This is a genomic window from Mycobacterium leprae TN (assembly GCF_000195855.1).
GTDB classification, from domain to species: Bacteria; Actinomycetota; Actinomycetes; order Mycobacteriales; family Mycobacteriaceae; genus Mycobacterium; species Mycobacterium leprae.
Genome location: NC_002677.1, coordinates 450,207 through 476,150 on the forward strand (window position 1 = coordinate 450,207; position 25,944 = coordinate 476,150).

At 59.7% G+C, this 25,944-nt stretch carries 19 protein-coding genes and 10 pseudogenes; 22 read left to right on the forward strand and 7 right to left on the reverse strand.

Annotated features, from left to right (window positions below):
* Both ML_RS18415 and ML_RS01745 read right to left on the reverse strand, forming a co-directional pair.
* Nucleotides 1-1,058: pseudogene (locus tag ML_RS18415) on the reverse strand (acyl-CoA dehydrogenase family protein).
* Nucleotides 1,039-2,218 (reverse strand): annotated as a pseudogene (locus ML_RS01745) (acyl-CoA dehydrogenase family protein). Before ML_RS01745 ends, ML_RS18415 begins: the two co-directional pseudogenes overlap by 20 nt.
* Before the next feature lie 224 nt (nt 2,219-2,442).
* Here ML_RS01745 and ML_RS01750 point away from each other — a divergent pair.
* The 11 genes and pseudogenes from ML_RS01750 to ML_RS01790 form a co-directional block, all read left to right on the forward strand.
* A pseudogene (locus tag ML_RS01750) lies at nt 2,443-2,610 on the forward strand (ferredoxin); the annotation flags it as partial.
* 122 nt (nt 2,611-2,732) lie between these two features.
* A complete protein-coding gene (locus ML_RS17195; RefSeq protein WP_269147055.1) occupies nt 2,733-2,867 on the forward strand; it encodes a hypothetical protein in 135 nt (44 codons plus the stop codon).
* Nucleotides 2,864-3,142, forward strand: coding sequence for a hypothetical protein (locus tag ML_RS14845; protein ID WP_231846681.1), 279 nt, complete (start codon nt 2,864-2,866; stop codon nt 3,140-3,142). Before ML_RS17195 ends, ML_RS14845 begins: the two co-directional genes overlap by 4 nt.
* A gap of 726 nt (nt 3,143-3,868) precedes the next feature.
* Nucleotides 3,869-4,618, forward strand: a pseudogene (locus ML_RS01760) (MlaE family ABC transporter permease).
* A pseudogene (locus ML_RS01765) lies at nt 4,615-5,443 on the forward strand (MlaE family ABC transporter permease); the annotation flags it as partial. The pseudogenes ML_RS01760 and ML_RS01765, both read left to right, overlap by 4 nt.
* 62 nt (nt 5,444-5,505) lie before the next feature.
* Nucleotides 5,506-6,074, forward strand: a pseudogene (locus tag ML_RS18420) (MCE family protein); the annotation flags it as partial.
* A gap of 153 nt (nt 6,075-6,227) precedes the next feature.
* Nucleotides 6,228-6,526: pseudogene (locus ML_RS01770) on the forward strand (WXG100 family type VII secretion target).
* Nucleotides 6,527-6,777: 251 nt separating this feature from the next.
* A complete protein-coding gene (gene rplM, locus ML_RS01775; protein ID WP_010907684.1) occupies nt 6,778-7,221 on the forward strand; it encodes a 50S ribosomal protein L13 in 444 nt (147 codons plus the stop codon).
* The gene (rpsI, locus tag ML_RS01780; protein WP_010907685.1) at nt 7,218-7,679 is read left to right on the forward strand and encodes a 30S ribosomal protein S9; all 462 of its coding nucleotides are present in this window, start codon (nt 7,218-7,220) and stop codon (nt 7,677-7,679) included. The genes rplM and rpsI overlap by 4 nt, the downstream gene beginning before the upstream one ends.
* Before the next feature lie 106 nt (nt 7,680-7,785).
* Nucleotides 7,786-9,177 (forward strand): phosphoglucosamine mutase, encoded by a 1,392-nt coding sequence (gene glmM, locus ML_RS01785; RefSeq protein WP_010907686.1) that lies wholly within the window; start codon nt 7,786-7,788, stop codon nt 9,175-9,177.
* 593 nt (nt 9,178-9,770) lie between these two features.
* Nucleotides 9,771-10,007 (forward strand): hypothetical protein, encoded by a 237-nt coding sequence (locus ML_RS01790; protein ID WP_049769643.1) that lies wholly within the window; start codon nt 9,771-9,773, stop codon nt 10,005-10,007.
* Nucleotides 10,008-10,978: 971 nt separating this feature from the next.
* On the opposite strand, the gene ML_RS14855 is transcribed toward ML_RS01790, so the two are convergent.
* From ML_RS14855 to ML_RS01800, 3 genes are all read right to left on the reverse strand, one after another.
* Nucleotides 10,979-11,362 carry a hypothetical protein gene (locus tag ML_RS14855; protein WP_231846682.1) on the reverse strand — a complete coding sequence of 128 codons (384 nt, stop codon included), beginning with the start codon at nt 11,360-11,362 and terminating at the stop codon, nt 10,979-10,981.
* The gene (locus tag ML_RS14860; RefSeq protein WP_231846683.1) at nt 11,307-11,465 is read right to left on the reverse strand and encodes an LLM class flavin-dependent oxidoreductase; all 159 of its coding nucleotides are present in this window, start codon (nt 11,463-11,465) and stop codon (nt 11,307-11,309) included. Before ML_RS14860 ends, ML_RS14855 begins: the two co-directional genes overlap by 56 nt.
* Before the next feature lie 273 nt (nt 11,466-11,738).
* Complete coding sequence (locus tag ML_RS01800) at nt 11,739-12,590, reverse strand: dienelactone hydrolase family protein (RefSeq protein WP_041323672.1); 852 nt, start codon at nt 12,588-12,590, stop codon at nt 11,739-11,741.
* 182 nt (nt 12,591-12,772) lie between these two features.
* On the opposite strand from ML_RS01800, the gene glmS reads away from it, so the two are divergent.
* Nucleotides 12,773-14,650, forward strand: a complete 1,878-nt coding sequence (glmS, locus tag ML_RS01805) for a glutamine--fructose-6-phosphate transaminase (isomerizing) (protein ID WP_010907689.1) — start codon at nt 12,773-12,775, stop codon at nt 14,648-14,650.
* A gap of 70 nt (nt 14,651-14,720) precedes the next feature.
* On the opposite strand, the pseudogene ML_RS14865 reads toward glmS, so the two are convergent.
* Nucleotides 14,721-14,843, reverse strand: a pseudogene (locus ML_RS14865) (SAM-dependent methyltransferase); the annotation flags it as partial.
* A 152-nt stretch (nt 14,844-14,995) separates the two neighbouring features.
* On the opposite strand from ML_RS14865, the gene ML_RS01810 reads away from it, so the two are divergent.
* The 10 genes and pseudogenes from ML_RS01810 to groL all read left to right on the forward strand — a co-directional run bounded on the left by ML_RS01810 (nt 14,996) and on the right by groL (nt 24,965).
* A complete protein-coding gene (locus tag ML_RS01810; protein ID WP_010907690.1) occupies nt 14,996-16,417 on the forward strand; it encodes an NAD(P)H-hydrate dehydratase in 1,422 nt (473 codons plus the stop codon).
* An 89-nt stretch (nt 16,418-16,506) separates the two neighbouring features.
* Nucleotides 16,507-17,819, forward strand: a pseudogene (locus ML_RS01815) (glutamate decarboxylase).
* Nucleotides 17,820-17,925: 106 nt separating this feature from the next.
* The gene (gene alr / locus ML_RS01820; protein ID WP_010907691.1) at nt 17,926-19,092 is read left to right on the forward strand and encodes an alanine racemase; all 1,167 of its coding nucleotides are present in this window, start codon (nt 17,926-17,928) and stop codon (nt 19,090-19,092) included.
* Nucleotides 19,093-19,144: 52 nt separating this feature from the next.
* Entirely contained in the window at nt 19,145-20,083 is a 939-nt protein-coding gene (locus ML_RS01825) for an alpha/beta fold hydrolase (protein WP_414085546.1), read from the forward strand.
* Nucleotides 20,076-20,561 (forward strand): tRNA (adenosine(37)-N6)-threonylcarbamoyltransferase complex ATPase subunit type 1 TsaE, encoded by a 486-nt coding sequence (tsaE, locus tag ML_RS01830; protein ID WP_010907693.1) that lies wholly within the window; start codon nt 20,076-20,078, stop codon nt 20,559-20,561. The genes ML_RS01825 and tsaE overlap by 8 nt, the downstream gene beginning before the upstream one ends.
* A pseudogene (gene tsaB, locus ML_RS14870) lies at nt 20,558-21,172 on the forward strand (tRNA (adenosine(37)-N6)-threonylcarbamoyltransferase complex dimerization subunit type 1 TsaB); the annotation flags it as partial. The gene tsaE and the pseudogene tsaB, both read left to right, overlap by 4 nt.
* Before the next feature lie 33 nt (nt 21,173-21,205).
* A complete protein-coding gene (gene rimI / locus ML_RS14875) occupies nt 21,206-21,637 on the forward strand; it encodes a ribosomal protein S18-alanine N-acetyltransferase (RefSeq protein WP_231846764.1) in 432 nt (143 codons plus the stop codon).
* Nucleotides 21,634-22,689: a tRNA (adenosine(37)-N6)-threonylcarbamoyltransferase complex transferase subunit TsaD gene (gene tsaD / locus ML_RS01840; protein WP_010907695.1), complete on the forward strand. Its 1,056-nt coding sequence runs from the start codon at nt 21,634-21,636 to the stop codon at nt 22,687-22,689. Before rimI ends, tsaD begins: the two co-directional genes overlap by 4 nt.
* 281 nt (nt 22,690-22,970) lie before the next feature.
* On the forward strand, nt 22,971-23,273 hold the full coding sequence (gene groES, locus ML_RS01845; protein ID WP_010907696.1) for a co-chaperone GroES: 303 nt from the start codon (nt 22,971-22,973) through the stop codon (nt 23,271-23,273).
* A 78-nt stretch (nt 23,274-23,351) separates the two neighbouring features.
* The gene (gene groL, locus ML_RS01850; protein ID WP_010907697.1) at nt 23,352-24,965 is read left to right on the forward strand and encodes a chaperonin GroEL; all 1,614 of its coding nucleotides are present in this window, start codon (nt 23,352-23,354) and stop codon (nt 24,963-24,965) included.
* A gap of 599 nt (nt 24,966-25,564) precedes the next feature.
* On the opposite strand, the gene ML_RS01855 is transcribed toward groL, so the two are convergent.
* Nucleotides 25,565-25,873: a WhiB family transcriptional regulator gene (locus ML_RS01855; RefSeq protein WP_010907698.1), complete on the reverse strand. Its 309-nt coding sequence runs from the start codon at nt 25,871-25,873 to the stop codon at nt 25,565-25,567.
* Between the last annotated feature and the right edge of the window lie 71 nt (nt 25,874-25,944).

Sequence of the window (25,944 nt, forward strand, 5' to 3'; positions counted from 1 at the left end):
CTAGGCAGGGGTTTCTGCCAGTTCACGGTCGATCTGGCGTAGCTGCTGGGTGGCACCGCCTAGCGCTCACTCCGTCTCCTTGGCAGCCAGGAAGTAACAGTGCACGGGATGATCGGTGTCGATGCCGACGTCGCCGTGTACGTGCACGATGGTGTGTGCCACCCGGTGTCCAGCTTCAATGGCCCAGAATGGGGTCATTAGCAACCTCGATGTCAGCGTAGGCGGGTCCTCCTATACTCACCACGTAGCCTGGGTAAGCGTCAGCCGCAACCCCTTGTACATGGATGTAGCTGCAGGCTAGTACGTGCGCCACATCCTGGAAGCTGCCGACCGAGACAGTCGAAATGCTCGCGGGCGTGCATATAATTCGGCAGTCAGCTGCAGGCCTCGCTGCTAGGACGCTGAGTTGAAACGTGTTAAGGACCAAGGTGGACTGGGTGGTGATCCAGATTACAGCCTCACTCTCGCCAACTACCCTGGCAGTGTCGATCGCTAAATTTTCTAGCTCTAAGTGTTCGACGCAGCCCAAGCTGCTGGTTTGCAGCGCGGTCACCGAGCCCTGTGGTCATTGGCGTAAACCAGGAACGCGCCGGCCAGCGGAGCGTAGCCGACCTGGGTGTGGGTACACCGGTGAGGCGGTAGCCGTCGCAGGAGCGGTCAGAATGCACTGTCACCGCACCTATCTCACTATCGAGGGCGATGGTGAGAATCTTTGCGTCGCTGACCTCCGGTCGAGCCCTACTCCTGCTGCAGGTCCGCGAAGCTAAAACCGGGCTAGTGAAGCGGCTCCAAGCACCACCGACTCCATATACGGCACGGTGGCTAGTCGCTGGTCTCGCACAACCAACACGGCTGTCTGCTCGAGAACTCCGAGTCCACTGCCAACCAGAGGATTTCGCTACAATGGCGGACAGGATGTCGTAATTGATGAATTTGCGGCACAGCTTTTTATCGACCCGTTGGTCGAGCCCGTCTGGCTCACGTTGATGTTCCGGTGTGTATACCGTGTCCACGATGGTGTCAACCAAGCCAGCGAGGTCAGCCGCCGCTTTGGTTATGGTTAAATTTGAATGTCTTTCTGTTCGAAGGTCCGTGGTTGGCTCGGAGTAGTCCCAGTGAGATCATCCCAATGATGTCGCGTTGGACTTCGTTGGTGCTGCCACCGAAGGTTAGGGCCAGGCATGCCCGGTGCATCCGCTCGTCATGACTGTGTAACAACACACCTGGTGAGTTCTGTCGCAGGGTAGCCTGATACCTAGAATCTCCATCAGCAACTGGTAAACTTCAGTGACTAGCTCAGTCCCAGTTGCTTAGTCTTAGCACTTCGACTTGGGTGTGCACTTGACCCAGATTAAGCTATAACAACTCGGAGTTCATGAGCCGCGTTCCGCTTGCATCCTTGGTATTCTGCGCCTATGTGCGAACTTGTCGCAGGTACATCATGATCGGTGCTGGAGACACCAATGCCACTCGCTCATGGTTGAGCTGGTTGGTTACCAATCTCCATCCATTGTTCTCCGCGCCGACCCGGTTAGTCACCGGCACCCGCAGGTCGGAGTAGTAGGTGGCATTGGTATCTGTATCGGCCTTGGTGTGCACCGGTTTCCATGAGAATCTTTCGGTGGTGGTACGACACAATCAACACCGAGCTGCCGCGGTGCTTTTTTGGCTCTAGAAGCCTCCGGGGTGGTGCACACCGCTAGCCAGACATCGTCGGCGTACTGGATCAAGCTGGTTCACATTTTCTGGCCGTTGATTACGTAGTCGTCGCCGTCGCGCACCATAGTGGTGCACAGGTTGACCAGGTCGGTGCCGGTATTGGTCTCTGAATAGCCGATTGATGAAGTGTAGATTCCTGTCAGCAATGTGCTGCAGGAAAAACTTCTTCTGCTCGTCAATTCCTTAGGTCATGATCGTCGACGCCACGCTGTTGATCGCCGGGATCGGAACCGGGGCATCCTCGATGACCGCTTAGTCGGTGAAGATTACCGAGTCCATCGGCGAGCGGTCTTGGCCCCCGTACTCCCTGCGTCAGTTCAGGGTGAGCCACCCGTCTTTGCCTATCTGCGTGACGATCTCCCGGTACACCTTGCCGGTGGAAGTATTTTCCCTGGACTGAACTCGGCGCCTAGCGACCTCCGACGTCATGAGATGCGGTGAAGCACTACCGGCGTTCGTGACACAACTCCTCTTGCCCAGGGTTATATCTAATGCGCATTCCAGCCGTTCTTTGAATTAAGCGATCGTATCCACATCACTAGCCAAAGCTGGGCACCGTACGTCGGTAAACGATTATCCATCCGTCTTGCTGATTAACACGTTCTAGTGTGAATTCCAGCAACCGCTTTGTCAGGCTTACTGGGTCCTTATGGTGAGTTGTTAGATACTGATTGATTTCTTGACGGAAGCAGGAAGTTAGCCTTGAAGGAGGTCGTGTGAGTAATCGTGGACCGGTGCGAGGGTAATACGGTGTGCTTGGGACGCACATCAGATGTGTTTGATTTAGATGACGAGGATTATGCCGTAGTGAGAACGGATCCGGTTTCATCAGACCAGGAAGTTAGGGCCGAACAGGCAATTGCCGAGTGCCTACGTGCGGCGCTGCTGCGCCAAGACTTACTCGAAACTAGAGATCTTCATAAGTTGACTAGGGCTAAATGCTTTGGCTTCCTTCCATCAGACCCAAACTCGGTCTGAATTTTAGCCGGGTTGCATTACGAACGCGACTCGGTTTGTCCGTAAAGGTCGCGGTGGTGACCGGTGCGGTCGCGGGACTGGGCCGAGTCGAGGCGATCGGTTTAGCTCTGTCAGGTGCCACTGTAGTCGTCGACGACATCGTCGCTGCGCTGGAGATGTCTCCGGAGTGATCGACCAGATCAGCGCCCTGGGTAGCAAAGCCGTCGCGGTGACCGGCAACATTAATCGACGTGTCACCGCCAACAAGCTGGTCAGTTGTGCCTATGGGCTGGGCGGACTGTGTTCCGTGGTGAAAAATATCGGTACCACTTACGGCCGAATGCTTTTCAACATGCCCGGCGAAGAATGGGACGTGGTAATTGTTGTGTACCTGCGTGGCCATTTCCTGCTCACCTATACCGCGGCAATGTACTGGCGCACCAGCGCTAAAAAAGAAGCCAAATAGGGCTCCATATTATATATGGCCGGGGATCATCAATATCTCGTCGAAGGCGGCTTTGGCAGGCCCCGTGGGCCAGGCTAACCAAGGGCCGGGCAGCACCGCGCTCATCCTGTCAGCCACGTGGGCACTGGGCCCGGTACGGGGTGTGCGTCAACGCGATCTGTCTGTCCACGAGTACGTAACGTGATGACGTCCGATGTTTTCCGGTCCGGTTGCCCTATGTGTCTGATTTAGTGGCAGTCCAGACTCTGTTAGATACTTTCCTTGGTGACATCGGTGTTGCCTTTTTTGGCCTTGCTAGCGACAAGCAGCAGTCAATGGGCAGGTGTTCATCGTGTACAGCCTTTCGGGTGACGCTGGCGTCGGCTGCCCACTGTGGAATGTCAGTTCAGCGCGGACGCTGTGGCCTGGGACCTTGATACAACTCAGTGCCCATTGCAGGACTACTTTTATTGGCCGCGATCTGGAACGGAAATTTTCCGCGGTCTATCTGATGGATGGATAAGGACTACCACCGGAGTGGCTCTATTCTTTCGTTCCCGTTAGCGACTAAAATAGCATCAGATTGTCCGCATTGCCCGGGTGCTGACTTGTACTGACTAACTAACGGCGAAACGCTACATTATTTACATGGTGTGTTAATGGGAGCGGGCCGCATATGTATTTAAATTCCGTGCAAAGTGGTAACGCAAAACTTTGCACACGAGTAGCAGACGGGGTGGCCCAGTTTTGATTCAGCAACTTGTGGTTCTTGCCCGAGTTGTTGGCGGTTTTTCGAAATTTCATTGGATACACTTTGTGTGATTTTCCTTAGGGTATTCCCAATTCCGCGAGTTTTTAGATCAGACCCGGACGATCGTTCGCGTGTCACTGATTCCGACGCTGCTGGTCTCCATACCGTTTACGGTCCTGGTAGGGTTTCACTCTATCAATATTTTGCTACGTGAGATTGGGGCTGCCGATTTGTCTGACGTCGGAACGGCATTAGGGACCATCACCTAGCTGTGCCTAGTCGTTGCTGACTCCGGTGCCACCGCGATCCGGGCTGATCTGGGCGCTTGCACCATCCGTGAGGAAATCGATGCGACGTGGATTCTGGGGATCGACCCGATCCAACGGCTCCTCGTGCCCGGGTTTTAGCTTTTACGCTGGTTGCGTTGCTGCTCAACGAGTTGGTGTGCAACATCGGCTTGCTAGAAGGTTATGTTTCCGCCCTGCTTCAGGGCGCGAACCTGGGTGCGTTCATCAACGGGTTGACTGTGCTCATAGTACTGCGTGAGTTGGTTCTCGCCAAAATCAAAAGCGCTTCTGTTCGGAGTTATGGCCGTCTTGGTTGGCTGTTACCGTGGTCTGATCGTCAAGGATGGGCCCAAGGGCGTCGGTAATGCGGTTAATGAAACTGTTGTTTACGCATTCATCCGCCTGTTCATCATTAATGTCGATCGGTGTCCGGCGCTCGGCGAAGTGAGCGAGGGATGAGTTACGACCTGACCAATCCGGTTTCGCTGCTTCGTTTCCAGGCTGCAGCATCCGGTTGACGAGTTAGGCGAGCAGGCTTTCTTCTACGGCCAAACTGCGCTATATCCCGAACGGGCCCAACCGATACCGCAAGGAGACGATATGATTCGTTGCCAAAATGACGCTGGACGCGGGCGCGGTTGTGATGATCGGCGGCACGGTTGGGGGTACGACATTCCTTACACTGGCGTCTGGTGACGTAATCGCTGTGCAACTTTCCTCGTCGTTGGTTAGCGTTGGTATCTAGGCGTTGACCGGCTTTTCTTGTTGGCGTTCTTGAATGTCCGAGTTGTCGCGCCGTTGATCGCCGGTATCCCGTTGGCAGTCACCATTGGTTCCGGTTTCACTGCACAATTGGGCGCGATACGGGTGTCCGAGGAAATCTACGCGGTGGAGTGTATTGCGATGCACGCGACGTAGTACCTGATCGCCACTCGGCTGATCGCCGTCCTCGTGGCGATCAGCCTGCTGTATTCGCTGTCGGTGCCTTCGCGGCTCACTTCACCACGGTGTACATCTACGGGCAATCCAAAGGCTTATATGACCACTACTATTTAGTACCTTAAAATCTTATCCTCTCCGACTTGCTGTGGTCGTTTCTGCAGGCCATCGTGGTTTCGATCGCGGTGATGATGGTGCATACCTATATACGGTTATAAAGCTAGTAGCGGGTCGTTAGGCATTGTAGTCGGTCAGGCGGTGCGGACCTCGCTGATCATGGTGGTTGTCATTATTTTGGTGATCTCGTTGGCGGTGTACGGTGCGTTCGGTAACTTCGACCTCTCCGAGTTAGGAGACACTTCCACAGGACAATGGCAAACGCCGGATCGTGACGCAGAACTGACCGGCTGACAGTGTCGCTGCTGGACGGGTTGGTAATCGCGTTGGTCGCCCTCACTTAACTTTTCATACACGGCGGCTTTCACATCGGCTGACACCGTCACGGTGTCGTCGCCGAGGACTGGACTGGTGATGAATAAGGGCGCCAAAGTTAAGTATCGCTGAATCCTAGATTGATAAGGTCACCGACATCAGCTATCGCTACGACCAAGCCCCGCTAACGCTGTCCATCGACAGCGTTGAGATGGTTTCATTTCTTCCAATATGAAGGTCCACATTGCGGGCAACGCCATCTTCGGTGTGAAATCGGTTGATTTGTTCCCCCCTCCCCCAAGAAAATTCCGGAGCGGCAGCTGCGTTCGAATGCGTGCGTGCGGTCCTCAGCTGTGCAGCTGAAAGTTAATACTTTGATCCAGTAGCTTATCGACCTACTATGGAAGATCAATCTTGTCGATCTGAACGCGACACCGAGCTCACTGTCTGAAGGTCTGCGTGGTCATGCGATGACCTAGGAGCGCTGCTTTCTGTCCTCAATCTGTTTGTGCAGCAGGTTAATCCAAAACTTGCCACGCTGCAATAAGATTTCCTTAATGCCGAGGTTGTTGCCAACATCTACACCATCGCCGAAAACCATTCGGCACGACGAGGCCGCGCTGCACGAGGCTGCCCGGAAACCATGCACACCACATTGCCGCAGCCGACTGCAACCTGTGATTGGGAGAGGTCGCTCGTGGATCCGGTGTTGTCCTAACAGCGCCGACGAAATCGAATACTCCATTAGCTGGGAAATCGACGGCACGTCCGGCCCGCTTCAATGCGGCGCTCGAGGAACTGAGATCACAAATCGCGCCGCTGCAGCAGCGTTGGATTCGTGCAGCGGTGGTCGTCTATCCGGTTGAACAGCTCAAGTGGCACCAGGCGGCTACCGCGCTCAATGAGATCCTGGTTGACTTGGGTAACGTGATACGAGCCGGCGCGGAGGAGGTGGCCAACACCGACCGTCGGTCGGGTGGCGTTTGGGCAGGGTAGCCACGCCCAACAGATCTGTTGGGGTCCCGACAACGGAGAGTCGTCGGGACCACACAGTCATTTTGACCTGCTGGGATGCGCGTCGGTAAGCTTCTTCGTTGGCGTGCTGGTACGCCGGGAGCCTCGGGTCAATGTCGGTCGCCGAGAACAACCCCGCCTTGAATCAGCCAGGGCTTCTTGACCGGCACCCGGGTTATACCTGGGATCCAGGAACCGGGTAGAAACCGAAACGAAAGAGGGAGGTAAGCGCTGTGCCTACATACGCGCCCAAGGCGGGTGACACCACGTGTTCGTGGTACGTCATCGACGCCACGGACGTGGTGCTTGGCCGCCTTGCCGCTGTAGCGGCCACTCTGTTGCGCGGCAAGCACAAGCCCACGTTCGCTCCTAATGTTGATGGCGGTGACTTTGTCATCGTGATCAACGCCGACAAGGTCGCCATCAGCGGCGATAAAGTACAGCATAAGATGGTTTACCGCCACTCGGGGTATCCCGGCGGCTTGCGCAAACGCACCATTGGCGAGCTGATGCAAAAGCACCCCGACCGCGTCGTAGAGAAAGCCATCGTTGGCATGCTGCCCAAAAACAAGCTTAGCCGCCAGATCCAGCGCAAGCTTCGTGTCTACGCCGGACCAGATCATCCACATTCCGCTCAGCAACCGGTTCCATTCGAAATCAAGCAGGTAGCGCAGTGACCGAAACCAGCGAAGCCGTGGAGATTGCGGTGGGGACTCCAGCAGCCAAGCATAGTGAATCTTTTGTGTTCGAGCGGTCCATCCAGACTGTTGGCCGCCGCAAAGAGGCCGTCGTGCGGGTGCGGTTGGTGCTCGGCACCGGCAAGTTCGATCTCAATGGTCGCAGCCTGGAGGACTACTTCCCGAACAAGGTGCATCAGCAGCTCATTAAAGCACCGTTGGTCACTGTTGAGCGGACAAGGAACTTCGACATATTCGCTCTCCTACACGGTGGTGGACCATCGGGTCAGGCCGGGGCGCTTCGTCTGGGCATCGCCCGGGCGTTGATCCTGGCGTCACCGGAGGACCGGCCCGCCTTGAAGAAGGCCGGTTTCCTCACCCGTGATCCACGCTCGACTGAGCGCAAGAAGTATGGCTTGAAGAAGGCCCGCAAGGCGCCGCAGTACAGCAAGCGCTGATCGGCGATCATTGGTGTGTCGACGGCTAAACTTGCACGGTTTCGGCTAGAAAGACACATGGGCACGTATAGGTGCCAGAGTCATTAATTGCGAGAGGTTTGTCCGCATGGGTCGACTATTCGGCACTGATGGTGTTCGCGGAGTGGCCAATCGTGAGTTGACCCCTGAGCTCGTGCTGGCCCTAGGCGCGGCGGCGGCACGGTGCTTGGCCAACTCGGGCGAACCGGGGCGGCGGGTAGCCGTGATCGGTCGCGATCCGCGGGCCAGCGGTGAGATGCTTGAGGCCGCTGTCATCGCTGGCCTGACCAGTGCGGGTGTTGACGCACTGCGGGTTGGAGTGCTCCCGACACCTGCGGTGGCGTATCTGACCGGTGCCTACGACGCCGACTTCGGGGTGATGATTTCGGCGTCCCACAACCCGATGGTCGACAACGGCATCAAGATCTTCGGGCCGGGCGGTCATAAATTGGACGACGACACCGAAGACCAGATCGAAGACCTGGTTACCGGCGGGCCCGGGTTGCGCCCGGCCGGCGTGGCGATCGGTCGCGTCATCGACGCCGAGGATGCTACGGAACGTTACTTGCGCCACGTGGGCAAAGCCAGCACCATACGGCTCGACGGCTTGACGGTGGTCGTCGACTGCGCACATGGCGCGGCCTCGTCAGCGGCACCGCGCGCGTATCGCGCAGCCGGTGCCCGGGTCATCGCGATCAACGCCGATCCCAACGGCATCAACATCAACGATCGCTGTGGATCTACGGACCTGGGTTCGTTGCGTTCAGCGGTGCTTGCCCACCGTGCTGACCTAGGCCTGGCGCACGACGGAGACGCCGACCGGTGTCTTGCCGTTGATGCTAATGGTGATCTCGTCGACGGCGACGCCATCATGGTCGTGCTTGCGCTTGCGATGCAAGAAGCCGGCGAACTGTCTTCCAACACTTTGGTGACTACCGTGATGAGCAATCTGGGGCTGCACCTGGCCATGCGTTCGGTCGGCGTCATCGTGCGTACAACCGACGTCGGCGACCGTTATGTCTTGGAGGAGTTGCGCGCTGGTGACTTTAGTCTCGGCGGCGAGCAATCCGGCCATATCGTGATGCCCGCATTGGGCTCCACCGGAGACGGTATCATCACTGGGTTGCGATTGATGACCCGCATGGTGCAGACCAGCTCTTCGCTGGCTGCCCTCGCGTCGGCGATGCGGGCGTTGCCGCAGGTGTTAATCAATGTCGAGGTTGCAGACAAAACCACTGCTGCCGCTGCGCCTTTAGTGCAGACGGCGGTCGAGACTGCTGAGGTCGAATTGGGGAATACAGGTCGAATCCTGTTGCGTCCCTCAGGAACTGAGCCGATGATCCGGGTCATGGTGGAGGCAGCCGAAGAAGATGTCGCGCACCGAGTGGCGACGCGAGTCGCTGCAGCGGTGAGTGCTCAGGGGTCACCTCTCCGATGCTGGAACCCCGACGCGATATCGGGCGTCGAATTAAGATTATGAGACCTATTGCTGATACCAGTATCGACGTTGCGGCCGCATTTATCGACGGTGTTATCACCGTACCACTTGCTTGGGGTGGCTTTTGGCGGCTTCGGCTTCAGCGCCGGCTGAGTGCACGCAGCCCGTGGTGAGGCATTGCGCTCTGCACTGGACCGACTGGCGGCTGAGTTATCGCAGTGGTCGTGTGCGGTCGTCGCAGATCGGCGTCGCTTTGTGGGCTGGCGTGGGCCGCTATGCCGCTGGTTGACCTATGTGCCGCGTCGCGGATCGTCCTGATAGTGGCTGGGCTGGTTAGACGTCGCCGAGCGCCTTGCTGAGGGTCGGTTCGCCAAAAGTACGTGCGGGCCCCGCCAGTTGCTTGGCTACAAACAGCCCAATCTAATGTTGCGCCCCTTCCAGATCCGCGATTGGTGCGACAGTGAAGACGGTCTCGACCTTCGAACGCTCGATCGTGAGCGTGGCAGAGCTGTGCGCTACGGATGTAGCGTGCCCCGGTTGCGGAGCTGGCAGCGGCGTGGATGGGGCCCGAGAGCAGACTCCGTGGCCCGGTTTCTACAGGCCCGTTGCGACTCCAGAAACACGGTGGCCACCGAATGCATGGGCAAGTACCGGCCGCCCAGCGGTGTGGGTCGCTACGCGACAACCTGTGGCATTTGCTTGGTTCGAAGATCGCTGCGGTCATTGTCGTCGACGATCGCTACTATAGCAGGCTGGTAGGGTTGGCCACGGCCGGTGCGGTTACGATCGGGGCAGGGGATCGGTCGACGGCTGACGAGCTGGTTCACCAAAAGATACAGCCCTACGTGGACAACGATATTCGCAACGACTGACTGTAATGAGTTCGACGCTGGCTGGTGTAGCAGCGTTTTACGACAGGCTGGCCGACCCATTGCCTTTCTGGCCTTACCGCCGGTTGCTGTGCCGAACTGAGTTGACGCCTACCACCTAGGGCGTGAAAACCTCAATCGGTCAGGCTTCGGGCGTACCCACTGTGCAGACACTCCAGCAAGCTTCGTAACTCTCGGTGGCCTGAGCAACCTTGGCGGATTGGCCAGTCGTATCGTCGAATCTATCGGTGATCTGCTGGGTTTGGCGGTTTAACAGCTGTCTGATCTGTCGGCGTTTGACGATCGGTTGGTCGAGTCTCCATTCGACGAGGACACCACACTACGCCACCGATGATGATGCTGATGACATCCCTGGTGCCAGGGTCGAAAAAGGGGAAGAAACAGCCGAGGTGGACAAGTTCGAAGCGCTGTCGCCCGATTAGGAATCCCCCCGGTTGGTGTGCCATCACCGGGGTCAACGAGCCCCAGGGGTGTCATCGGTTGATACACCACCGCCGGCTGCCACTTTGGGGCCAGCTGCTGCGCCGCTGTCAAAATGGCTAGGCGCTTCCGCTGTCCGACGGATCAACTCCACACGTGAAGATCGCCGCGGGCGGGCTCCGGAGGCGGGGCAGTGACGGGTCAAGTGGACTGTATCTACAGGAGTTTCTCGACGTAGCTCACGGACCTCGATTGGGTCTGTCGCCATAGGTCTCACCAACTAGTGTGGTGACACCAGCCTCGTTGAAGGAGGCTAAGTGTTCGGCGATGAATCGACTTGGGACGAAAGCGAGATTCCGTGCACCAAATCGTACGGAACCGTGCCAATGGCCGCATGCTTACGGCCGCTCAGTTTCTGTATTCGGTCCGCGACTGCGTCGAGCCCGTAGCGTTTCGTCAGAAGGTGTGGCTCTTGGCTCCTATTTCGTCGATGTGGTGTAAAGGGCCAGTTGCGTTTTGTCCAGTTCAGCCGATCATTGATCGCCGTCGCCTATCGCCAACGACGCATGCAGCAGGATCTCTGGTGGCCCTAGTGTGGGATCCCGCTTGGCAGCGCCGGCCGTCAGCTCCTCACCCCAGACTGACTCGGCCTTCTCGGAGTAGAAAAAGATCGGTTTCCGGTCCTTGGCGATCTCGGAAGTAAGCTCAACTTTTTCGTCCTCAGTTCCACGATCGCAGCAGGAACACGCTCGTGCACAGGGTGATTGATGAGATGCAGCGGTTTGCTTAACCCTGTTACGCGGTTCACGGATAAGTGGGATCTGATAATGTTTACGGGCGTATTGCAGCCGCTTCTCAGCGTCACATCTGCCGACAGATTTCCACGACATCGCGGGGTGCGGCCCGGTGCGGTGCATCGAACTCGACGCCGTGAAACCCTTCCATCACCTGCGGTCTGGACGTGCTGAGCCCGAGACGGACTTGGCCACCGTATACGAAATTCAAACCGGCGACGGTCATTGCCAGCAACGCTGGCGTGGGGGGCGTCTATGGGAAACACGCTGAGTACTCCGTCCAATTCCGCGGTGCTTGTTTTGGCTGTCAAGTAGCCCAGCTGGTTGGCGGCGTCGAAAGAATACGCTTCGGCCACCGCCCCGACGTCAATGCCGGTCTTTTCGAGTTCGGTGATGCGGTCGATGGCTTGGTGAAACCCGCTCGAATGATCCAGCGCAATGCCTATGCACACCAACGACACGTACCACCAGGACAGTGGCTCACCGCTGTCGGGCCGTGTTACTTCAGCAGCGTGACGATCTTCTGTTCGGGGGTGACCAATGGCGCCTCGGGGTCCACCGGGACCGTATGAGGTAGGTGCATGTCTGGGTCGGCGAAGTCGCGATATTCTTTGTCGCCGCCAAGCGCATAAAGCAAGTAACCGGTGAGCAGCGACCGAACCGCTTTTTGCGTCGCTCGATGCGGACCGGCCAACCCGACGACCTTCGTCATTCGCCACCCCTCCACCAGGCCGCCGGCTTTGGCTTTGCTGACGATGCGCAAGGTGGCATCATCCCAAGCGCGGTACAGTGATAGAGCGTTTGAATTCAACGTTTTCGGATCTCCTGGAGCGGTCAGAATCAAACCCGGGACCTTGCACGTCGCGGCCGGCTGTTCGGGCGCTGGACTTGTGACCGTCGGGAAGATCGCCACTGCGGATTTGGCCGGCAAACCGGCCAAGCCTGGCAGCCCGGCTGCGGCGAGTACAGCGGCCGATCCGCCGAAACCGTGTCCTACCAGGCCGAGTTTGGCGGGGTGCACGCTGATATTGCCAGGACCCAGCCGCACACCCGCCACGATGTCGAGTGCCGAACCGAGGTCGAAGGCCAGATTGAGCACCGAGGGCGTGAGACCTCGTTGGGTGTCGGGAGCGCCGGTCACGATGCCCCACGACGCCAAATGTTCCAGCAGGCCCGCGTAACGGGCGGTACCGGTGAGCCAGTCGTGACCAAACGCAACGCCGGGCAGATTCAGACCCCCAGCCGGGGTGTACACCACCCCTGGCAAACCGGCGAAGGACAAGTCACCACGCAAAACCCGGTGCGGGCCACGGCGGCTGAGGGCTGCTAAGAGTTTGCGGGTGTGGGCCACCTGCCGACGGTAGCGCACTGGCTCGTAACAGCTGATTGGTGACCGGCAGATGCTGTCCGTATTACGGATTGCCCCGCTAAGGCGAATTGGCCGGTAGGTTAACGTGACTTGTAATCCATACACTGCACCGATCAGCCCTGTGTACCTGTCTACTGCACTGGCTGCACTACCCTGACAGGGTTATGTGTGGACTTGTCGGCTACGTCGGGCAGCGCCCTGCCTGCGGGGTCGTCATGGATGCGCTGCGCAGGATGGAGTACCGCGGCTACGACTCGTCGGGAATCGCGCTGATCAACGGCAGTGCCAAATCGGGCAATCTGACCGTTCGTCGTCGTGCTGGTCGACTTTCCAATTTGGAGTCGGTGTTGGCGGAGATGGTTCCGGCGTCGCTGGCCGGCAACGTCGGCCTCGGCCATATCCGGTGGGCCACCCATGGTCGCCCCACCGACCGCAACGCGCATCCGCACCGCGACGCCACCGGCAAGATCGCCGTCGTCCACAACGGCATCATCGAGAATTTCCCCTCCCTTCGCCATGAGTTGGAGATCGCCGGAGTAGAGTTCGTCAGCGACACCGACACCGAGGTAGCTGTGCATTTGGTGGCACAGGCTTACTGCGCTGGCGAGACGGCCGGTGATTTCGTCGGGTCCGTGCTGGCGGTGCTGCGCCGGCTACAGGGCCACTTCACTCTGGTGTTCGCCAACGCCGACGAGCCCGGTACCATTGTGGCCGCGCGCCGCTCCACCCCGCTAGTGCTCGGGATCGGCGACGGGGAGATGTTCGTCGGTTCCGACGTGGCCGCGTTCATCGAACACACCCGGCAGGCGGTCGAGCTTGGTCAGGACCAGGCTGTGGTGATCACTGCAGATGGTTACCGAATCAGCGACTTCGATGGCAACGATGACGCTGTAAACGCTCGCACATTTCATATCGACTGGGACCTGGCCGCTGCCGAAAAGGGCGGCTACGAGTACTTCATGCTCAAGGAAATCGCTGAGCAGCCCGACGCGGTAGTCGACACGCTACTTGGGCATTTCACTGGTGGACGGATTGTGCTCGACGAACAGCGATTGAGCGATCAGGAACTCCGCGAGATCGATAAGGTGTTTGTGGTCGCTTGCGGTACTGCCTATCATTCCGGCTTGTTGGCCAAATATACGATCGAGCACTGGACGCGGCTGCCTGTTGAGGTGGAGCTAGCCAGCGAATTTCGCTACCGGGATCCTGTTCTGGACCGCAGCACACTGGTGGTAGCCATTTCGCAGTCCGGTGAAACCGCTGATACTTTAGAAGCTGTCCGGCACGCTAAAGAGCAGAAGGCCAAGGTGCTGGCGATTTGCAACACCAACGGCTCCCAAATCCCACGTGAGTGCGACGCGGTGCTGTATACTCGCGCTGGCCCGGAGATCGGCGTCGCCTCAACGAAAACCTTTCTGGCTCAGGTCGCCGCCAACTACCTCCTTGGGCTGGCGTTGGCGCAGGCCCGCGGCACTAAGTACCCCGATGAGGTGCAGCGCGAGTACCGCGAGCTGGAAGCGATGCCCGACCTGGTGGCCCGGGTCATCGCGGGGATGGGCCCCGTGGCCGATTTGGCTTACCGGTTCGCTCAGTCGACGACCGTGCTGTTCCTGGGTCGCCATGTCGGGTACCCGGTGGCGTTGGAAGGTGCGCTGAAACTCAAGGAATTGGCCTACATGCACGCCGAGGGGTTCGCCGCCGGCGAGCTCAAGCACGGACCCATCGCGCTGATCGAAGAAAACCTGCCGGTAATCGTCGTCATGCCCTCGCCCAAGGGATCGGCGATGCTGCATGCTAAGCTGCTGAGCAACATTCGTGAAATTCAGACCCGCGGAGCGGTGACCATTGTGATCGCGGAGGAAGGCGACGACACGGTACGTCTCTACGCCGATCACCTGATCGAACTCCCCGCGGTGTCAACACTTTTGCAGCCGCTGCTGTCGACCATCCCGCTGCAGGTGTTCGCCGCGTCTGTGGCGCAGGCTCGCGGCTACGACGTTGACAAACCGCGAAATCTGGCCAAGTCCGTCACCGTTGAGTAACTGGCGCTGGGTGGTAGCGATGTCGGCAATGCGTGGCTGGCATCGACTAGATACTCGGGTGCCAACCGACCACATCCACTGGATGCACCAGCGGTTCTCTGAAGGGGTCATTGATAAGCGTTTTGGTTGCTTGGCTGGCCAGTGCGCGTCTCACCGTGACGTTGGTTGCGATAGCTCCCACGCTGGTTGCCAAGTCCCAGGTATCGTCGTCAGTCTGTGCTACGTTTGCCCCTTTCCACGCGCTTCGGTGTGATGGCTAGTGCATTTATTTAACTTCAATCCGGCGCAACTGTACGCTCTGTAGTTAAATGCGCAACGACGCGAGCATGGAATCCATAAGTATTGATGCGGCATTATTACTCTGTAGCGGCTATCCGTGACGCCGAGGCATCGCTGCTGGCCAGCCTGCCTGACGGTGTGTTGATGAAGCGCGCGGCTTACGGGTTGGCCAGCGTGATCATTCGTGAACTGGCCGTTCGTACCGGTGGAGTTACCGGCCGCCGGGTGTGTGCGGTCGTCGGCTCGGGCGACAACGGCGGCGATGCCCTGTGGGCGGCGACTTTCCTGCGCCGCCGCGGTGCGGCTGCCGATGCGGTGCTGCTCAACCCGGATCGCGTCCACCGCAAGGCACTGGTTGCGTTCCGGAAAGCCGGCGGTCGTATCGTCGAAAATGTATCGGCAGCAACTGATCTCGTTATTGACGGGGTGGTGGGCATCTCCGGCTCGGGGCCGTTGCGACCGGCGGCTGCCGCGGTGTTTGCGACTGTCTCAGCCTCGGGGGTACCGGTAGTGGCCGTCGACCTCCCCAGCGGCATTGATGTGGTGACCGGCGTAATCAACGGCCCCGCTGTGCACGCAGCGTTGACTGTTACCTTTGGCGGGCTCAAGCCCGTGCACGCGCTCGCAGACTGCGGCGACGTCACACTGGTTGATATCGGGCTTGACCTTCCAGACTCCGATATCTTGGGCTTGCAGGCCGCCGACGTGGCCGCGTACTGGCCGGTGCCCGGTGTCCATGACGACAAATACACCCAAGGCGTGACTGGCGTGCTGGCCGGCTCGTCGACCTATCCGGGTGCGGCTGTGCTGTGCACCGGTGCCGCGGTCGCGGCCACCTCCGGCATGGTCCGCTATGCTGGTAGCGCTTATACCCAGGTGCTCGCGCACTGGCCCGAAGTTATTGCATCGGCCACCCCAACTGCGGCCGGGCGGGTGCAATCCTGGGTTGTCGGGCCAGGGCTGGGTATCGATGCCACCGCGACAGCGGCACTGTGGTTCGCGCTGGAAACTGACTTGCCGGTGCTCGTTGACGCTGATGGGCTGACCATGCTGGCTGCTCACCCCGACCTGGTGATCAACCGCAACGCGCCGACAGTGCTGACTCCACATGCCAGCGAATTCGCCCGATTGGCCGGGACTCCGCCAGGCGACGACCGGGTAGGTGCGTGCCGCAAGCTAGCCGATTCCTTCGGCGCCACTGTGCTACTGAAGGGCAATGTCACCGTCATCGCCGATCCCGGTGGCCCGGTATATCTGAATCCGGCTGGACAGTCTTGGGCGGCTACCGCCGGGTCTGGTGACGTGCTGTCCGGCATGATCGGTGCGCTGCTGGCCGCGGGGCTGCCTGCGGCCGAGGCGGCCGCCGCCGCGGCATTCGTGCACGCGCGTGCGGCAGCGCTGTCGGCTGCTGATCCAGGTCCTGGTGACGTGCCCACGTCGGCGTCCCGCATGGTGTCGCACATCCGAACTGCCCTGGCGGCCTTATAGCAGCAACGGTCAAACGTAAAGGATCCGTCGTATCTCCCAGTCACCCGTCTGTACCCCGGGACTTGATCGTTCCAGCTTACACCGGCCGTATGTTCACGGCATCGGCCACCCTCTTCTGTCTGGTGGCTGCCCGAAGCATCGATGGATCCTGAGGCGGCGTACCGCTTTATTCACGACTAGCTAATGGTAGACGGCAGTTCTCGGCTCAACCTAGCGCTACTTTCGTCACCACCTGGGTGGATCCCGAGGTAAAGAAGTTGATGGCCGAGACGTTCGACAAAACATGTTTAGACAAGGACGAGTATCCGGCGGCCGCGGCCATCGAACGGCGCTGCGTATAGCATGGCGACCGGTCTCTATTCACGCCTAGGGACTCAGCTACGACAACCCGTCCAATACCTGTGGGGTGTTCCATTATCGGCTCCAGGGATGGGTGGTGATGCTGGGTTGCCTGGCCATAAAATTGCGCTGGTGTGCGGTAGCTAGTTAGCAGCGTAGCACCCCCAATCTGGGGATGGGCGCAGGGGTCCAGGTGGTTTGGGAGAAGTTCTGTCGTTACTTCGATGTCGAGCCGCTATCTGTCGATGGAGGAAGGATGCTACGTCATCACCTCCCGAGCAGGTAATCGAGGCCCGTCGACGAGGACACTACTTGGTGTCGTGGCCATCTTTGTCTGCCACTTTCACCGGCGAACTCGAACCCGTCGCGGAGCTCTGCGTCGCGCTGGACAAGCTGGCAGCCGACAATGGCTTGGACATTGCAGTGTCCGTCGGTGCCGCCAGCGGGGGTTCGGGATGCCTTGCTTGCACCCGGAGTTGAAGTGGGATTCCTGGCTGCCCCGAGTGATGTCGATCAATGTAAAGTGGCTATAAATATGGGCTCACCCTACCCCGGTGTGGGATTTGGCGTATGGCGCGGCAACGAATATTTGCCCGAGGACGTAGTCTTTCGTGTCAACTACCTGGGCGGCGATATGTAGACTTTCGTATTGAACTTTTCCCGCCTGGACAACCAAGTGGTTAGTCAGTACTACAACTTTCTGTGGCTGGGACGTAACGGTTACTGGAAAGTCATGCAGGCCTTGTCGCTGACGGTGCGGTGGCTGATTGAGTAGCTCCGCGTCGGTGACTATTGTGAGCTGATCGGTTACATCGGACTATCAGACACCGCACGGCCATCCTGGTGGTATACCTCCTTGCTCGTTAGAGACTGTGGGTACACCGAGTTCGATCTCCTCCACGAACTCCGGACATTCGGTTGGCAGGTGCCCGCCTATAACTGTGCCCGACGATGCCACTGACGTATCGGTGCTGCGCATCGTGGTCTGGGAAGGGCTCTCGGGTGACCCCTGGATAAGCTCAAGTCCGGCGGACACTACAGCGCCGACCACTTCGTGCATTAGATACAGTTGTGCTCCGTAATCGACACGCGTGGATCGGCATGCCCCATTGGTTCTGGGAAAATGTCGGCAGCGAGTTGACACACATCTAAATAGGAGCACGTTTATTTTGGCTGTTACACCGATATCCTTGAGGCCAGGTGTCTTGGCCGAAGCTGTTGTGGATCTGGGAGCTATTGACTACAACGTGCGCGTGTTGCGTGAGCACGCTGGCATGGCGCAACTGATGGTTGTCCTCAAAGCCGACGCCTACGGTCACGGTGCCACCCAGGTTGCCCTCGCCGCATTGGCAGCCGGTGCGGCCGAGCTGGGTGTGGCCACCGTCGACGAAGCGCTCGCATTGCGCGCGGACGGTATCAGTGCACCGGTGCTGGCCTGGCTGCATCCACCCGGAATCGACTTCGGGCCCGCGCTGCTGGCCGACGTGCAGATAGCGGTGTCCTCGGTGCGTCAGCTTGACGAGCTGCTGGATGCGGTGCGTCGGACCGGTCGTACGGCGACGGTGACCGTCAAAGCCGACACCGGGCTGAACCGCAACGGGGTCGTCACCGATCAATACCCGGCGATGCTGACCGCGTTGCAGCGGGCTGTCGTAGAAGACGCCGTAAGGCTGCGCGGGTTGATGTCGCACTTGGTTTACGCTGACCAGCCCGATAATCCCAGCAATGACGTTCAGGGCAAGCGGTTTGCTGCTCTGCTCGCTCAGGCGCACGAACAGGGATTGCGGTTCGAGGTGGCGCATCTGTCGAATTCATCAGCTACGATGTCTCGTCCTGACCTGGCTTACGACCTGGTCAGGCCCGGCATCGCGGTGTACGGTCTTAGTCCTGTGCCTTCCCGCGGTGATATGGGACTAATACCCGCAATGACGGTGAAATGCGCTGTTGCGATGGTGAAGTCTATTCGTGCTGGTGAAGGTGTTTCGTACGGACACGACTGGATTGCGCAGCATGACACCAATTTGGCGCTGTTGCCGGTTGGATATGCGGACGGTGTGTTCCGGTCGCTGGGCGGCCGGCTGGATGTGCTGATCAATGGCAAGCGCCGGCCTGGCGTCGGACGGATCTGTATGGACCAGTTTGTCGTCGACTTGGGTCCGGGGCCAATCGATGTAGCCGAAGGCGACGAAGCCATCTTGTTCGGTCCCGGCGCCAGAGGCGAACCCACTGCGCAAGATTGGGCTGATCTGCTTGGAACTATCCACTATGAAGTGGTCACCAGTCTACGCGGGCGGATCACCAGAACGTACCGCGAGGCCCAAACCGTTGACAGATGATGAAATCCGCAGGCGTCGGAACGGCCGGCCTTGGCTTGCGGGAGGCACCGGGCTGGTCCCGGTCGCCACCATCGTCGGAGCCTTGTCGCTCCGATCGATATTTGAACGCGACAATGCATGCAGAGATCCTTATGTCGATCGGGATTTCGAGAAGCTCGGCGACGAACGTCGCTGTTGGGTGACCATTTCCGGCGGAATGGCGCTGGTGGTGCGCGAGGAAGGAGCGGTGAAAGCGCCGGTGGCTATGGTCTTCGCCTATGGATTCTATTTGCGTATGGACTCCTTTCACTTTCAGCGGAAGCGGTTCGGCAAGCGATGGGGACCACAGGTGCGCATGGTCTTCTACGACCACTGCGGCCACGTCCAATCCAGCGAAGTTGCACTGGATACCTACACGCTGACCCAACTGGGCCAGGATCTGCGAACAGTGCTGCAGACGGTAACGCCGCATGGGATGATCGTATTGGTCGGCCATTCGATGGAAGGAATACTGAAAAGCCCTGCTCTGGAAGCAGTTCGGCTCACCTCTCGGTCGGCGTCCAAGCTGATGCACCGCGGCAGCATCGCGTCACAATCACTGATTGGTCCGATTCTGCGAGCCGCGTCCTATAGCGATCTGCGGGTTAGTCGAGGCTTAGACGCGTTTTCCCAGCGGATCATGAACGACACCTTGATAGCCATCCTGGTGAGCTTTCTTCATGCCTTGGAACTCCACGAAGAAACCGCTGGCCTATGGCCATTGCTCAGGGTCCCGGCCCTGATTGCGTGCGGTGACCACGACCTGCTTACGTCGGATGAACGCTCTAGGGGAATGGCAGCCGTGTTGCCACTGTTGGCGCTGGTCATCGTCAGCGGGGCCAGCCGTTTAGCGCTGCTGGACAAGCCCGGTGCCATTAACGACGGTTTGGTTCGGCTGGTCAACCGAGCTGTTCCGGGCAAAGCGGCGTTGCGATATCGGCGATTCAAGGAACGGTTACAGCGCCATGGCTGAGTACAGCCTGAGATCAGGAGCGGTCATCTGCGAACGTGTCGAGGACACCGTTGCGCTGGGGTCACGGTTGGGGGAACAGTTACGCGCGGGTGACGTGGTGGTGCTCTCCGGTCCGCTAGGTGCTGGAAAGACCGTGCTGGCCAAGGGTATTGCCGTGGCGATGGATGTCGACGGTCCGGTCATTTCGCCGACCTACGTGCTGGCGCGGGTGCACCTGCCGCGACGGCTCGGTACCCCGGCGATGATCCACGTCGATGTTTACCGGCTGTTGGACCATCGCGATGCCGATCTGGTGGGTGAGCTCGACTCATTGGATCTAGACACCGATCTCGCCGAAGCGGTGGTGGTGATGGAGTGGGGTGCGGGTCTAGCTGAATGTCTAGCTGCGCGACACCTCGACATTCGTCTCGAACGAGTCAGATACTCCGATGTGCGTATCGCTACCTGGCAGTGGGTGTGTTCCCGGGACCGTCCATGAGTATTGTCCTCGCCATCGACACCGCCACCGCGGCGGTGACGGCCGGCATCGTGGCATTCGATGGTCACGACTGTTTTACGCTCGCCGAGCGGGTCACCGTCGACGCCAAGGCGCATGTTGAACGCCTCACGCCGAACGTGTTGGTCGCTCTCGCTGATGCCGAGTTGGCAATGTGTGAGCTCGACGCCGTGGTGGTGGGCTGTGGTCCTGGTCCGTTTACCGGTCTGCGCGTTGGCATGGCAACTGCTGCTGCTTACGGGCATGCGCTGGGCATTCCGGTGCATGGTGTGTGCAGTCTGGACGCTATTGGTGTGCGAACCACCGGCGATACGCTAGTGGTTACTGATGCGCGCCGCCACGAGGTTTATTGGGCCCGTTATCGAGACGGAGTTCGCATCGCCGGTCCTGCCGTCGGCTCTCCCACCGATGTCGATCCCGGCACCGCGCTGACGGTGGCCGGCTCGCCTGAGCACGCGGCGCTGTTCGGCCTGCCACTGTGCGAACCGATCTACCCGACGCCGGCTGGCTTGGTAGCCGCAGTGCCTGACTGGTCGGTGTCCCCGATCCCACTGGTAGCGTTGTATTTGCGTCGGCCGGATGCCAAGCCAATTACTGCCGACAACGAGCCCATAGTCATCGGTACGTTGACACCCGCCGACGTCGATCGGTGTGCCCAGCTGGAAAGCCAGTTCTTCGACGGCGACAACCCATGGCCGGCTGCAGCGTTCGACCGCGAACTGGCCAACTCATATAACTGTTACGTGGGTGCACGCACTGCTGACACGCTCGTCGGTTATGCTGGCATCACCCGCTTGGGCCACACCCCTCCATTCGAATACGAAGTGCACACCATCGCTGTAGATCCGGCATACCGAGGGCGCGGTGTCGGCCGCCGACTGCTGGGTGAGCTGCTGGATTTCGCCGGTAGTGGTGCGATCTACCTGGAGGTCCGCACCGACAACGAGACCGCCATTGCGTTATACCGCAGTGTGGGATTCGAACGGATCGGTCTACGCCCCCGCTACTACCCAGCCAGCGGTGCCGATGCTTACCTCATGCGAAGGGAGGCGCAATGACGATCTCTGCTGTGCCCGGCACGATTATCTTGGCCATCGAAACCTCTTGCGATGAAACCGGTGTTGGTATTGCCTGCCTCGATGACTATGGCACCGTGACATTGTTGGCTGACGAGGTGGCTTCCAGCGTCGACGAGCAGGCCCGGTTTGGTGGTGTGGTGCCCGAGATTGCCTCACGGGCGCATCTAGAGGCTCTTGGCCCCACCATACGCTGCGCGCTTGCTGCTGCCGGCCTGACCGGTTCGGCCAAGCCAGATGTTGTAGCCGCCACGATAGGGCCCGGGTTAGCCGGTGCTTTGTTGGTAGGAGTGGCTGCGGCTAAAGCGTACTCGGCTGCCTGGGGAGTGCCGTTCTACGCCGTGAACCACCTGGGTGGACACCTGGCTGCCGACGTCTACGAACATGGACCGTTGCCCGAGTGTGTGGCGCTACTGGTGTCTGGAGGCCATACCCACCTGTTGCAGGTGCGTTCACTTGGGGCGCCCATTGTCGAGCTGGGCAGTACCGTCGACGACGCCGCCGGTGAAGCTTACGATAAGGTCGCGCGCCTACTGGGATTGGGTTATCCAGGCGGTAAAGTGCTAGACGACCTAGCTCGTACCGGCGATCGGGATGCCATTGTGTTCCCACGCGGCATGACTGGGCCGGCCGACGACCTAAACGCGTTCAGCTTTTCAGGGCTCAAAACCGCTGTCGCACGATATGTCGAGAGTCACCCCGACGCGCTGCCGGCCGATGTCGCCGCTGGGTTTCAGGAGGCTGTCGCCGATGTGTTGACCATGAAGGCGGTGCGTGCGGCGACCGGGCTCGGCGTTTCCACTTTGTTGATCGTCGGGGGAGTGGCCGCGAATTCGCGGCTGCGCGAGCTAGCCGCGCAGCGCTGCGCGGCGGCGGGGCTGATGCTGCGGATCCCAGGGCCGCGGTTCTGCACCGACAACGGGGCGATGATCGCCGCGTTCGCCGCACATCTGCTGGCTGCGGCCGCGCCACCGTCACCGTTGGATGTGCCCAGCGACCCGGGCCTTCCGGTGGTAAAAAGGCAGATTAATTGAGCTAGACACGCCAACAGCCAGGAAGCAGCGGGCCGGCCTTGAGTGCTAGCACTCGCGTGTATAGAGTGCTAGATGGCAGTCGGCCAGACCCCAGTGTCGGCACCCGCGACGACGATGCGAGGGTACGGGCGAATGCCGAATCACCTGATAATTCGGTCGGTTCGGGGTAAGCCCTGGACCGACCGCCAAGTGCCGGTCCGGGACCTGCGTCCCGAACCCGCTACCAACACAGTCCGGGACGCAGGTCCCGGGCCCGATCGAAATAGTGGAGGGCTCCAATCGTGGCGAAGGTGAAGATCAAGCCACTCGAGGACAAGATTCTCGTACAGGCCGGCGAGGCCGAGACCATGACCCCGTCCGGTCTGGTCATTCCTGAAAACGCCAAGGAGAAGCCGCAGGAAGGCACCGTTGTCGCAGTCGGCCCCGGCCGGTGGGACGAAGACGGCGCGAAGCGGATCCCGGTGGACGTGTCGGAGGGTGACATCGTTATCTACAGTAAGTACGGCGGCACTGAGATCAAGTACAATGGCGAGGAATACCTGATCCTGTCGGCACGTGACGTGCTGGCTGTCGTATCCAAGTAACGAACCGTGTTCCGCCCCGGCGATCCCCGTGCTTAACCACGGGTGATTTCCGGGGCGGCATGCGTTTAAAGGAGCCTGATGAGCAAGCTGATTGAGTACGACGAAACCGCGCGTCATGCCATGGAGGTGGGCATGAACAAGCTCGCCGACACGGTGCGGGTAACACTTGGGCCGCGCGGTCGACATGTGGTGTTGGCCAAGGCATTCGGCGGGCCCACCATCACCAACGACGGTGTCACCGTCGCGCGTGAGATCGACCTAGAGGACCCGTTCGAAAATCTGGGCGCTCAGCTGGTGAAGTCGGTGGCCACCAAGACCAACGACGTCGCTGGCGACGGCACTACCACCGCGACCGTGTTGGCCCAGGCGCTGGTCAAGGGCGGCCTGCGCATGGTCGCCGCCGGGGCCAACCCGGTCGCCCTAGGTGCTGGCATCAGCAAGGCCGCCGACGCGGTGTCCGAGGCACTGCTGGCGGTAGCAACCCCGGTGGCCGGCAAGGACGCCATCACGCAGGTTGCGACGGTTTCTTCGCGCGACGAGCAGATCGGTGCGCTGGTCGGCGAGGGGATGAACAAGGTCGGCACTGACGGCGTTGTCAGCGTTGAAGAGTCGTCGACGCTGGACACCGAGCTAGAGTTCACCGAGGGCGTCGGCTTCGACAAAGGTTTCCTGTCGGCGTATTTCGTGACCGACTTCGACTCGCAGCAGGCTGTGCTCGACGATCCGCTGGTCCTGCTGCACCAGGAGAAGATCAGCTCGCTGCCTGAGTTGCTGCCGATGCTCGAGAAGGTCACTGAGTCAGGCAAGCCGCTGCTGATCGTCGCCGAAGACCTCGAGGGTGAAGCATTGGCGACGCTTGTCGTTAACTCGATCCGCAAGACGCTCAAGGCGGTTGCGGTTAAGTCCCCGTTCTTCGGCGACCGACGCAAGGCCTTCCTCGAAGATTTGGCAATTGTGACGGGTGGTCAGGTAGTCAACCCCGAAACCGGCCTGGTGCTGCGCGAGGTGGGCACTGACGTGCTGGGCTCGGCCCGCCGTGTGGTGGTTAGTAAGGACGACACGATCATCGTCGACGGCGGCGGTTCCAACGACGCGGTGGCCAAGCGAGTCAATCAGCTGCGGGCCGAGATAGAGGTCAGCGACTCAGAATGGGATCGCGAAAAGCTGCAGGAGCGCGTGGCCAAACTGGCCGGTGGCGTGGCCGTCATCAAGGTGGGGGCTGTCACCGAGACGGCGCTGAAGAAACGCAAGGAAAGCGTCGAAGACGCCGTCGCGGCTGCGAAGGCGTCTATCGAGGAGGGTATCATCGCGGGTGGTGGATCGGCGCTCGTCCAGTGCGGCGCGGCGCTCAAGCAATTGCGTACGTCGCTGACCGGAGACGAAGCCCTCGGCATCGACGTATTTTTCGAGGCGCTCAAGGCACCGCTTTACTGGATTGCCACTAACGCCGGGTTGGATGGCGCGGTGGTGGTCGACAAGGTTAGCGGGCTGCCCGCCGGGCACGGACTGAATGCTAGCACGCTGGGCTATGGCGATTTGGTCGCCGATGGTGTCGTCGACCCGGTCAAGGTCACCAGATCAGCGGTGCTTAACGCGGCCTCGGTGGCGCGGATGATGCTCACCACCGAAACGGCGGTGGTGGACAAGCCGGCCAAGACAGAAGAGCATGACCACCACGGCCATGCGCACTAAACAGCCAGTGCGTACCCCTAGAAAGACCCCCGGATACCGGGGGTCTTTCTAGTTGATATGCGTTCGGTTTCACAGCAGAGGGCAATACGCTGCCAAAGTTAGCGGAGACCCCCGTCGTGCCGAGCTGGCCGGGGCCAAGCTGTTACGAGGACTCCCTTCGCCGGTTACCCGCTTTCGCCATAGCCGATCTCCGACTGGCTGCCCAATCCCCCAGGTCAACAGCATCGGCAACGCTGTTGACCTGGGGGATTGGGCAGCTAAGAAGCTGCCCTACACTCAACTCGTTATTCGGGGGGTCGGCTGCACCACGGTCGTCCGGTGCCTATTTCACTGGCCCGCGTCGCCTTAGCCGAACTCGCGCGTGACTCGATTGGACATGTTCACAGGACCCAGCGATATCAAGCTGCGCACCTGCCACGGCCCCGGATGCGTGGTATATATTTTGTCTATTTTGTCAGATCTCACCCTCGCCGCGAATGGTGCTCGGAAACCTGTGGTAAACGCGGCCAGGACGCGCGACGCTACCGACGGATTAGCGTCCACGCAATTTAGGTTGACCTAGGGTGGCTTGCAACCGGTGCTGGTCCAAGCCAGGTTTATTAGGCGCTGCGAGGGATACTGCGGCTGCGCGCGAGATCGCCCTTGAGGAGTAGGTCGCGCTCGGATTCGGACAAACCGCCCCAAACGCCGTAGGGTTCGCCGACGTCCAGCGCATGAGCACGACATTCCTCGATAACCGGACAGCGCCGGCACATTTCCTTAGCGCGCTGCTCGCGTTGCATACGGGCACGGCCACGCTCCCCGTCGGGATGGAAGAACATTGATGAATCAACGCCGCGACACAGGCCTTGCAGTTGCCAGTTCCAGATAGTGGCGTTGGGCCCAGGTAGCTGCTTAGGCTGTGGCATTACGTATTCCCTCTCTGCACGGTACGCCCAAGTGGAGGGTGGGTTCACAAACGTACGTGAGTGTGCACACT

Excerpts from the sequence above, each read along its gene's own strand:
- glmM (WP_010907686.1), top strand. The coding sequence starts at position 7,786 with ATGGGTCGACTATTCGGCACTGATGGTGTTCGCGGAGTGGCCAATCGT.
- ML_RS01790 (WP_049769643.1), top strand. The coding sequence starts at position 9,771 with ATGCATGGGCAAGTACCGGCCGCCCAGCGGTGTGGGTCGCTACGCGAC.
- ML_RS14855 (WP_231846682.1), bottom strand. The coding sequence starts at position 11,362 with ATGCACCGCACCGGGCCGCACCCCGCGATGTCGTGGAAATCTGTCGGC.
- ML_RS14860 (WP_231846683.1), bottom strand. The coding sequence starts at position 11,465 with ATGACCGTCGCCGGTTTGAATTTCGTATACGGTGGCCAAGTCCGTCTC.
- glmS (WP_010907689.1), top strand. The coding sequence starts at position 12,773 with ATGTGTGGACTTGTCGGCTACGTCGGGCAGCGCCCTGCCTGCGGGGTC.
- ML_RS01810 (WP_010907690.1), top strand. The coding sequence starts at position 14,996 with ATGCGGCATTATTACTCTGTAGCGGCTATCCGTGACGCCGAGGCATCG.
- tsaE (WP_010907693.1), top strand. The coding sequence starts at position 20,076 with ATGGCTGAGTACAGCCTGAGATCAGGAGCGGTCATCTGCGAACGTGTC.
- tsaD (WP_010907695.1), top strand. The coding sequence starts at position 21,634 with ATGACGATCTCTGCTGTGCCCGGCACGATTATCTTGGCCATCGAAACC.
- groL (WP_010907697.1), top strand. The coding sequence starts at position 23,352 with ATGAGCAAGCTGATTGAGTACGACGAAACCGCGCGTCATGCCATGGAG.
- ML_RS01855 (WP_010907698.1), bottom strand. The coding sequence starts at position 25,873 with ATGCCACAGCCTAAGCAGCTACCTGGGCCCAACGCCACTATCTGGAAC.